The following is a 2,628-nucleotide window of genomic DNA, read 5'->3' as shown; positions in this document are numbered from 1 at the left end:
GCGCTCGGCGCGCTCTATCGCCCCGGCCCGATGGACAATATCCCGATGTTCGGCCGCCGCAAGAACGGGCAGGAGGAGATCGCTTATCCCCACCCGTTGCTCGAGCCGATCCTGAAGGAGACCTATGGGATTTTCGTCTATCAGGAACAGGTGATGCAGGCGGCGCAGGTGCTTGCGGGCTATACGCTCGGCGGCGCCGACCTGTTGCGTCGCGCGATGGGCAAGAAGATCAAGGCCGAGATGGACGCGCAGCGCGCGATCTTCGTCGAGGGCTGCGCCAACACCAACAAGATCCCCGCCGGCAAGGCCAATGAACTGTTCGACTTGATCGACAAGTTCGCCGGCTATGGCTTCAACAAGAGCCACGCTGCGGCCTATGCCTTGCTCACCTATCAGACGGCGTGGTTCAAAGCGCATTACCCGCATGAATTCTTTGCGGCTTCAATGTGTTACGATATCCATCTGACCGACAAGCTGGCGGTGTTCGTCGATGACATGCGGCGAATGGGGATCGAATGCCTGCCGCCCGACATCAATCGCAGCGAGGCGGAATTCGTCGTCGAGGTCGACGATCACGGCGCGCCGGCGGTGCGTTATGCGCTCGCCGCGTTGAAGTCGGTCGGCGAGGGGGCGATGGAAAAGCTCGTCGCCGAGCGCGAGGCGAACGGCCGGTTCAAGAGCCTCGACGATCTCGCGCATCGTGTCGATCCGCGGCTGCTCAACAAGCGCCAGCTCGAAACGCTGGCGGCGGGCGGGGCGTTCGATTTGCTCGAACCCAACCGTGCCGGGGTGTTCGCGGTGGCCGAGACGATTCTCGCGGTCGCCGCGCGGACCGAGGAGGCGCGGACCAGCGGGCAGGGCGGGCTGTTCGGCGAGGCGAGCCACGCCGGTGACGCGATCAAGCTGCCGCGCTCGGTGCATTGGAGCATGGCGCAGAAGATGGAGCAGGAGAAGGAAGCGTTCGGCTTCTATTTCTCCGCCCACCCGGTCGATCGCCACGCGCATCTCGCCAGGATGCACGGCGCGCGGCAATTCGCGGCATTGGGCGAATTGTCGATCCCCGACGACGGCACCCGCGCCGGCGCGACGATGGCGGTGCTGATCGAGGAGGCGCGCTGGCGCACCTCGGCACGCGGGCGGCGCTATATGATGGCCACGCTATCGGACCAGAGCGGGCAGTTCTTCGCGACCTGTTTCGACGAGATGGTGTCCAACGATCTGGAGGAAGCCGCGCGCGCCGGTGCCTGTGCGCTGGCGACGGTCGAGCTCGATCGCCGGCCGGGGGAGGATCAGCCGCGCGTCACGATCCGGCGGCTCCAGCCGTTCGAGACCCTCGCCTCGACCGCACGCTTCGTCGCCGAGATCGCGATCGACAGCGCCGCGGCGATCGCCCCGCTCGCGACGCTGCTCGAAGGGCAACGCGGCGCACGCGGCGAGGTGCGGCTCAAGTTGCGGCTGCCGCAGGGCGGCGAGGCGGTGCTGCTGCTCGGGCGCGATTTCCTGCTCGACGAGGAACTGATCGCGCGGGTCGGGTCGCTGCCGGGGGTGATCGCCGCGGCGCTGGGGCGTGCCGAGACGCACCTCGCGCTGGCGGGGTAAATTTCGCCTTCCGAGAACTTTTCTCCCTTCCCTTCCAGGGAGGGGAGAAGGTCAGGGCTTGGGCGCGGGCGTAGCGATCGGCGCCGGAGCCGTCACCGGCGTCGTGGGCGAGCGTCGCACCGAAATCACCTTGATCACCGGCTCGAGCATCTGCCCCTTCATCACCCCCACGCCCCGCGTCGGCGAGGTCGGCGCTTCCATGATGCGGTGGACGAGGTCCATCCCGCTCACCACCTTGCCGAACACCGCATAGCCAGGATCGGTGGCGGTGGCGTCCATTGGCTTCATGTCGCCGACGATGACGAAGAAATCGCCCGCCGCGGTCCCTGGCTTGTCCATCGCCATCGAGATCGCGCCGTCGACATGGCTCAGCCCGGTCTTGCTGGTGGGCTCGTGCGCAATCGGCGGCAAGGTGCGCTTGGGATCGTTCTGCGTGCCGAACTGGATGAAGCCGTAATTGTCCTGGATCTTCACCGCGCGATAGAAATTCACCCCGTCGAGTCGCTTCTGATCGACATATTTGAGGAAATTGGCGGCGGTGATCGGCGCGTGCTCGCGATCGATCGCGATCACGATCGGCCCCATGCCGGTCGTCACGGTGACGTTGACGATCCCGGCAGGCGTCGGCGCGGCGGCTGGCGGCGCGGTCTGCGCGACGAGCGCGGTGGGAAGGAGCGCGAGCAGCGCGGCGGACAGGACGATCGGGCAACGCATCCCGCGGAGCATAACCTGTCCAAAGCTGTCTGGAAATCGCTTGCCCTGCCGATCTGTGCGGTCCAGCATGTGCGATGAGGCGATGCAACGCCGTCGCCTCGGGAGGAGAGGCACGGATGCAGCAACTATCCGCGATGGATGCGTCGTTCGTTTATCTGGAAACCCCGCACACGCCGATGCACATCGGATCGGTTGCGATCTACGATCCCTCCACCGCGCCGGGCGGGTTCGTCAGGTTCAAGGATATCCTCGCCTTCATCGCGGCGCGATTGCGCGGGGCGCGATCATTCCGACAGCGCCTCGTCCGCGTGCCGT

Annotated in this window: 3 protein-coding genes; 2 read left to right on the top strand and 1 reads right to left on the bottom strand. The window is 66.2% G+C overall.

The genetic code is table 11. The annotated features are described in order from the left end of the window. Positions 1-1,599: helix-hairpin-helix domain-containing protein (locus BGN95_RS08870; protein ID WP_502688273.1), on the top strand; the 1,599-nt coding region annotated here is incomplete at its 5' end. 51 nt (positions 1,600-1,650) lie between these two features. Here the strand turns inward: BGN95_RS08870 and BGN95_RS08865 are convergent. Then, positions 1,651-2,325: a peptidylprolyl isomerase gene (locus tag BGN95_RS08865; protein ID WP_286772424.1), complete on the bottom strand. Its 675-nt coding sequence runs from the start codon at positions 2,323-2,325 to the stop codon at positions 1,651-1,653. Positions 2,326-2,429: 104 nt separating this feature from the next. Here BGN95_RS08865 and BGN95_RS08860 point away from each other — a divergent pair. Next, on the top strand, positions 2,430-2,628 hold a 199-nt coding region (locus BGN95_RS08860; RefSeq protein WP_286772423.1), incomplete at its 3' end, for a wax ester/triacylglycerol synthase domain-containing protein.

Source organism: Sphingomonas sp. 66-10 (assembly GCF_001897045.1).
Lineage (GTDB): Bacteria > Pseudomonadota > Alphaproteobacteria > Sphingomonadales > Sphingomonadaceae > Sphingomonas > Sphingomonas lycopersici.
This window is presented reverse-complemented; position numbering and strand designations above follow the sequence as displayed.